This window comes from Giesbergeria anulus (assembly GCF_900111115.1).
Classification (GTDB): domain Bacteria; phylum Pseudomonadota; class Gammaproteobacteria; order Burkholderiales; family Burkholderiaceae_C; genus Simplicispira; species Simplicispira anulus.
The window spans coordinates 163,373-169,372 of record NZ_FOGD01000005.1 but is presented as its reverse complement, the minus strand read 5'-3'; the positions used below and the strand labels follow the sequence as shown (position 1 = coordinate 169,372).

General features: G+C 52.8%; 6 protein-coding genes. 4 read left to right on the top strand and 2 right to left on the bottom strand.

What is annotated here, in order from left to right:
- Positions 1-274 precede the first annotated feature (274 nt).
- Together BMX55_RS16850 and BMX55_RS09905 are read left to right on the top strand one after the other, a co-directional pair.
- Complete coding sequence (locus tag BMX55_RS16850) at positions 275-430, top strand: winged helix-turn-helix domain-containing protein (protein WP_143059614.1); 156 nt, start codon at positions 275-277, stop codon at positions 428-430.
- Positions 431-466: 36 nt separating this feature from the next.
- Entirely contained in the window at positions 467-1,921 is a 1,455-nt protein-coding gene (locus tag BMX55_RS09905; RefSeq protein WP_091456815.1) for a sensor histidine kinase, read from the top strand.
- A 44-nt stretch (positions 1,922-1,965) separates the two neighbouring features.
- Here BMX55_RS09905 and BMX55_RS09900 read toward each other — a convergent pair whose 3' ends face one another.
- Positions 1,966-3,084: a helix-turn-helix domain-containing protein gene (locus BMX55_RS09900; RefSeq protein ID WP_091456758.1), complete on the bottom strand. Its 1,119-nt coding sequence runs from the start codon at positions 3,082-3,084 to the stop codon at positions 1,966-1,968.
- A gap of 114 nt (positions 3,085-3,198) precedes the next feature.
- A complete protein-coding gene (locus BMX55_RS09895; protein WP_091456755.1) occupies positions 3,199-3,462 on the bottom strand; it encodes a hypothetical protein in 264 nt (87 codons plus the stop codon).
- Between the two features lie 687 nt (positions 3,463-4,149).
- On the opposite strand from BMX55_RS09895, the gene BMX55_RS09890 reads away from it, so the two are divergent.
- Both BMX55_RS09890 and BMX55_RS09885 read left to right on the top strand, forming a co-directional pair.
- Positions 4,150-5,211 (top strand): DUF6602 domain-containing protein, encoded by a 1,062-nt coding sequence (locus BMX55_RS09890; RefSeq protein WP_091456752.1) that lies wholly within the window; start codon positions 4,150-4,152, stop codon positions 5,209-5,211.
- A gap of 105 nt (positions 5,212-5,316) precedes the next feature.
- On the top strand, positions 5,317-5,787 hold the full coding sequence (locus BMX55_RS09885) for a hypothetical protein (protein WP_091456749.1): 471 nt from the start codon (positions 5,317-5,319) through the stop codon (positions 5,785-5,787).
- Positions 5,788-6,000: the final 213 nt, after the last annotated feature.

Below are 6,000 nucleotides of genomic sequence, written 5' to 3'. Positions count from 1 at the left end.
CCGCATCAAGGACTTGGTGGAGCAGTTCAACGCCAAGCCGGCTGAAATCAAAGCCCTGTTCGCCAACCAGCTCGATCCCACACGCACAGCCGAGCTGCGTGCAGAGCTTCAGATGGCTGGACTGCCGATTTAAAGGAGGCGTTCAAGGCGGGTTGGTGAAGGCTCGGTAGTTGCACTTAATGTTGGCCGGCGGCCATGCAATGCAGGCCTGCGCCGTCAAACGCAAGTTCAGTTGCACTTAATGCTGGCCTGAGGGCGCTGATAGACGCAGTTAATGTTGGCCCAGAAATGCGCTGAATGCAGGCCTGACGCTTTTCAAATGCAAGTCCCTACATATATCCACCGCCTGCGCAAAAAAATCGAAAAAGACCCCATTCGCATTGCCACCGTACGCGGCTTAGGTTACTGCCTAGAAAAAATTCCGAGCTGACGGCAGCAGCGGCCCTCTTTTTTCGTGGTCTTTGCTTTGAAAATCTTCCAGCGCGAACAGCGCTCCTTGTTTGGTGAAATCCTAGACTGGATGCTCACGCCGCTGCTGCTGTTGTGGCCTATCAGTTTGGCGCTGACGTGGCTGGTGGCCCAAGGCATCGCCAACAAGCCGTTTGACCGGGCGCTGGAGTACAACGCCCAAGCGCTGGCGCAATTGGTCACGGTGTACCGGGGCAAGGTGCAGTTCAATCTGCCGCAACCGGCCAGCGAGATTTTGCGCGCCGATGACTCCGACATCGTGTACTACCAAGTGGTGGGGCCACGCGGCCAGTTGTTATCGGGCGAGCGTGATTTGCCCATGCCGCCAGAAGATGAAATCCCCAACACGTCGCAAGTGCGGCTGCGCGATGCTGAACTGCGTGGCATTGATATCCGCGTGGCCTATATTTGGGTGCGTTTGCCCATCACCAGCAAAGGGTTAGCTTTGGTGCAAGTGGCCGAGACGCGAGAAAAACGCAGCGTGCTGGCTACCGAAATCATCAAGGGCGTGATGCTGCCGCAGTTCGTCATCTTGCCGCTGGCGGTGTTGCTGGTGTGGCTGGCGCTGGCGCGTGGTATTCGGCCCCTGCACCAACTGGAAGAGCGCATCCGCGCCCGCAGCCCCGATGATTTGAGCCCGCTAGACCACAAGGCGGTGCCGCTGGAGGTTGCGCCCTTGGTGGATGCGGTGAACGATTTGCTCAACCGCCTGCACGACTCTTTGGCAACACAAAAACGCTTTTTGGCCGATGCGGCGCACCAGCTTAAAACGCCTTTGGCCGGGCTGCGTATGCAGGCCGACTTGGCCCAGCGCGAGGGCACCAGCACCGAGGAGCTCAAACGGTCTTTGCAGCAGATTGGGCGCTCTAGCATCCGCGCCACCCATACCGTGAATCAGTTGCTGGCGCTGGCTCGCGCCGAGGGCAGCGGTGCCGTGATGCCGCGCGAGCCTTGCGATTTGGCGCGGCTGGTGATTGAGGTGGTGCGCGACTCGGTGCCCAGAGCCTTAGACAAGCGCATTGACTTGGGCTATGACGGTGCCGAACCCGGTGATGCAGGCGTGCGGTTAGAGGCCAACCCGACCTTGCTGATGGAGCTGGTGCGCAATTTGGTGGACAACGCCATCCATTACACGCCCTCGACCGCCGAGCATCCGGGCGTAGTGACCGCCCGCGTGCTGACCGAGCCAGAAACGCAAAGCCTAGTGTTGCAGGTAGAAGACTCTGGGCCGGGGGTGCCAGAGGCTGAACGCGAGCTGGTGTTCCAACCCTTTTACCGCGCCTTGGGCACGGAGGCCGATGGCTCTGGGCTGGGGCTGCCGATTGTGCTGGAAATTGCCCGCCAACATGGTGCCGAGGTCAGTTTGGACGACGCCCACCCCGGCCAAACCCCGCCGGGGGCCTTGTTTACCGTGCGCTTTCCTGCCCTGCCGGTAGAGTGTGACGAGGCATAACGCCCACCGGCGCAGCCTGCAAACAGAACTACGCCACTTCTACGCTACGCCACTTGCTGCCTTGATGGCCCATGCGCGTAAGTGCCCGCTTTGGCCACAGCGCGCACCGCTCGCATTGGCACCTTCGCCACCGTGCAGGCACATTGCAGCGCAGCATGGCTAACCACCGCACCACGCAAGGCATCGGCAATGATGGTGTCGGCCCACGGCACACCGCAGGGAACGATGGGCACACACTGCTGGCTAGGCTCTGGGCCGCGCCACTGCGCTAACCAAGCGGCCATGCGGGCCTTGGCTTGGGCGGCTTCTTCGGGCGTGACGGGGGGCGGGGCTGGCGGTTGCGGTTCAGGTGGCTGCTGCGCGGCAGCGCTGGGCGGTACTGCTGCGGTGGGCAGCCGTGGCGCGGGGCGTTGGTTGTGCAGCCAAGCCGGATCAAACGAAGCCCAATCGTTCAGGGCCATCACTTGCACCACCCAGCCCAAAGACTGCCCCACAGTGGCGGCATGGTGGAGCAGTTGTTGGCATTGCAGCGCATTGGGCAAGGCGGGGCGGCCTTTGGCGCGGCGCACCTGTTGCCAAGCCTGCAAAGCAGCCTGATCCTCTGGGCTGGGCAAAGATTGCAAAAACAACGATGACGATGACGATGACGATGACGACGACGAGGATGGTTCTGCCTTGGGCGGTGGTGGTGCTGGGCAAGGCTTGGTCGGGGTTGGTGGCTCCGTTGTCTTTTTCTGTTGGGTTTCGTTGCTTCCGTTCTGGGTGGTGATTTCTGCACGCTGGTCGTAAGAATCACCACCCCCCGCTGCAAAAATCGCCACCCCGGTGGGTAGATTTTCTGCACCGGCACCTTCTGCGGCGCTGGGCAGTGGGGCCAAAGCGGCCTCGTTGATGCGGTACACATGGGTGCAAAGGCCGGGGGCTTTATCCACTTGCAGCACGCTTTTTTGCACCAGCAGCGCGATGTGTGTTTGCACCGTGCGCTTGTGCAGCCCACACATCCGCGCCAAGCGCGCCAGTGATGGAAAGGCACAACCCCGCGCATCGTTGTAATGGCTAATGATGCACAGCAATACCAACTTGGCCCCACTGGGCAAAGCAATATGCCAAGCAGCGCGGCCCATGCGCAGGCTGGCGCGGGCAATAGAAAACACTTCGGTCATGGCAAGACCTCTCTAACAACAGAGAAAAACACAAACGCACAGGCGCACCCGCTGGCCGCTGCGTGGCGGTCAGGCAGTGGCGAGCCACCGGGGAGGAAAGACGCGGGGGGGCGCTTAGGACGCGGTTAAGCGCATGGCAGCACACAGCAAATCTGCACTGCCATCGGCACGGAAACCGGCCAGCAGTTGCAAAGGCTGGCGGTTGCGCCACAGCAGGGCGCGCTGGCGCTGTTGGCTCCAAGAACCGGCGCGGCTGTGCGGTGGTTCGGCCAGCAAGGTGTGCAGCGCGTGCAAAGTCTGTTGCAAGACCTGTGTCGTGATGGGGGGCGGAGCAATGCCCGGCGGCGGGGCCGCTGTGGTGTGAAAGGTGTCAGCCATGATCGGCTCCTGTGGGACTTGAGGGAGCCTGACAACCTCGGTTCCAATCGAGGGTGGCAGGCCATGCAGGGTTGGAACACCGGCCACAGGTACCGGCGCACCCTTGCGGGTGCCCCTGCACGGCCCGCCCAAAAGCGTGTCCGTGCGCGCAGCATGACAACCATCAAAAAAGCCGCTGCTCCAGATGGGGTACGGCTTGCTGCGCCTGTGAAAACCGGGGTTCCAAACCCGTGCCCCGCTTTTTTTGCGGGACGGCGCGAGTCTAACGGCTAGGAGCGGGTGGCTGCAAGCCCCGTTTTTTATCCATCCACACGGAGGGATGCCAACGGCCAAGTGGCTTCAGAACGCCCCTACCTCTTATGAATACCGTTTTTTATGAAACAAAATGAAACATTGCACCCCATCGACAGATGGTTTGCACTGTGGGGGTGCTGTAATGTTGTTTGAGCCAATAAACGCGCATAGGCCCTAGTAGTTTGGGTTGGTGTGTGGCATCGGTGTTGGGCGTGTAGGGTGAGACTGGATTTTGCCAAATCTTGGGTTCGTTGAAATGGTGGGCTATTGGATTTTTCCTATGGGTGGGATAGGATGGTTTCATTTTATGCGACTGATCGCCAGTGTGGGGCTATCGTCTAATTCTAGTTACCTCATTTATAGCGTAAAAAATACTATAAGGAATTTTTAGTCATGAGCATAATTTCGGAAAAGTTTAATTCCAAAATAAAAACCTTAAAGAGTGACTTTGAAGTAAATAAAGACGTTATGCATCAAGGGATTAAAGGTGGTTTGAATGAGAGCGAGCTTTCCTCATTAATAAGAGAGGTGATCCCTCAAAGATACAGGATTACAAAGGGCATAATTGAAAATGCAAAAGGCGAGCAATCCAATGAAGTAGATATTTTTATATATGATGACGAGATACTGCCAGTATACATAAAAAGTGACTTGGCCTTTGTGCCTGTAGAGGCGGTTAAATATGTTTTTGAAGTTAAAAGCAAATTAAATGCCACCGAACTCAAGACAACAATTTCGAAGTTTGAAAATTTCAAATTAATTGGTGGTCGATCACCAACTGTTTTATTTTCATTTTCCAGCGACATCCATGGAAGTGAGTTGTCGCGCTATAAAAAGAAGGACATTAATTTTTTTACAAATCCAGCAATCACTGTTTTGTGTGCTTCAAATAAGAGTTATTACTATAAAGAGACCGAAGAACACTATCTGAAGGATCATTGTTCAGTGAAAGAATTTATAAAGATATTAAATGAGGCTGTCGGTTTTAATGTGGAAGATCCAGTAAATTTATTATCGGAGCTGATGAAGGATAACCAGGCCTTAAATAAAATTAATCGATCACAATTTGCGCTATTAATTAGCGCATCAATTCAAGTTAAAAATCTAACGAGAAATTTTGATGACCACAAATTAACCGTAAACGGAATCGAATATTCCGACATCAAATTCAAAATTCACAAATGGATCGGCATCGAAAGCCATGACAATAATGTGGAGTTGTCATTTTTATCCGGAATATCAAATACTTTATCAAAAGGAAATTTTGGTAATTATTTGCTCAATCGAAAGGGCTTGGAGGCTAAAGTATTTTCCATATGTTACGAAGATACATGGGGAAACCTTAGCTGCCAAGATTTCGCCGAGGAGGGCTTAAAATATGATCCAGACGTAGTTAGCTTTAGCTTCGAAACTAGCAGTGACGCAAATAAAATAATTTTTGAAATTAAGAGGTAGAATGGTGACTAATAAGTCAATCCAGTGGATGCCATACCGGTGCCGCTGATTTCCAAGGTTAGGTAGTTTATATAAAGCCGGATTATTTTTAGAATAGAGGAATGTATGCGAAATAAATATTTAATCGGTTATGTTGAAAGTCAATTTGAAGAGAAAGAGTTCTGTATTGTTGTGGCTACAAACCCTGAAGAAGCTATCGGTAAGTTTATTGAAGAGATTGCAGTCAGTGATGATTTGTTCTCAGATCATGTTCGTGATAGGTCGGTAAATATGTCGTTCGCATCTCATTTCTGGATGCAGACTGAGGAAGAGCAATCCGAGTTTGATAGAACTGGCAAAATTATTATTAATAAAATAGATTTTGAAAAGCGCGTTCATAAATTTTTTGGAGAGCATAATGATTATGCTGATCTTTTTATTAAATCTTATTTCGCAAATGATGACAGCCAAAACGATGACGACCCCAGGATAAATGTAGATTTTCCCAAGAAAATGCTTGTTTATATCTGGCTTCATTCGAGTTATGCTGATATCAAGGCGTTTCATTTGGATGAAATAAAAGAAATAGAATCCTAGTTCTGTAATGAATTGCATGGGGCTTCGTTGCAGGTTTATTTTTGCGACTATGCTGCTGGAGTTTCGTAGCTGGTGCGTTGGCACTGGTGCTAACTCGACGCTCAAGCGGACAGTTTCCAGTAGCCGCTTACCTTAATTCGTTAAGCCGAAAACATAGATCACCACAGATCCAATTACTTATGAGCACGTCACCCCTTCAACTGAATCTGACCG

Bases quoted from the DNA above. Each gene is read 5' to 3' on its own strand.
- BMX55_RS16850 (WP_143059614.1), top strand. From the start codon at position 275: ATGTTGGCCCAGAAATGCGCTGAATGCAGGCCTGACGCTTTTCAAATG.
- BMX55_RS09900 (WP_091456758.1), bottom strand. From the start codon at position 3,084: ATGACCGAAGTGTTTTCTATTGCCCGCGCCAGCCTGCGCATGGGCCGC.
- BMX55_RS09895 (WP_091456755.1), bottom strand. From the start codon at position 3,462: ATGGCTGACACCTTTCACACCACAGCGGCCCCGCCGCCGGGCATTGCT.
- BMX55_RS09890 (WP_091456752.1), top strand. From the start codon at position 4,150: ATGAGCATAATTTCGGAAAAGTTTAATTCCAAAATAAAAACCTTAAAG.
- BMX55_RS09885 (WP_091456749.1), top strand. From the start codon at position 5,317: ATGCGAAATAAATATTTAATCGGTTATGTTGAAAGTCAATTTGAAGAG.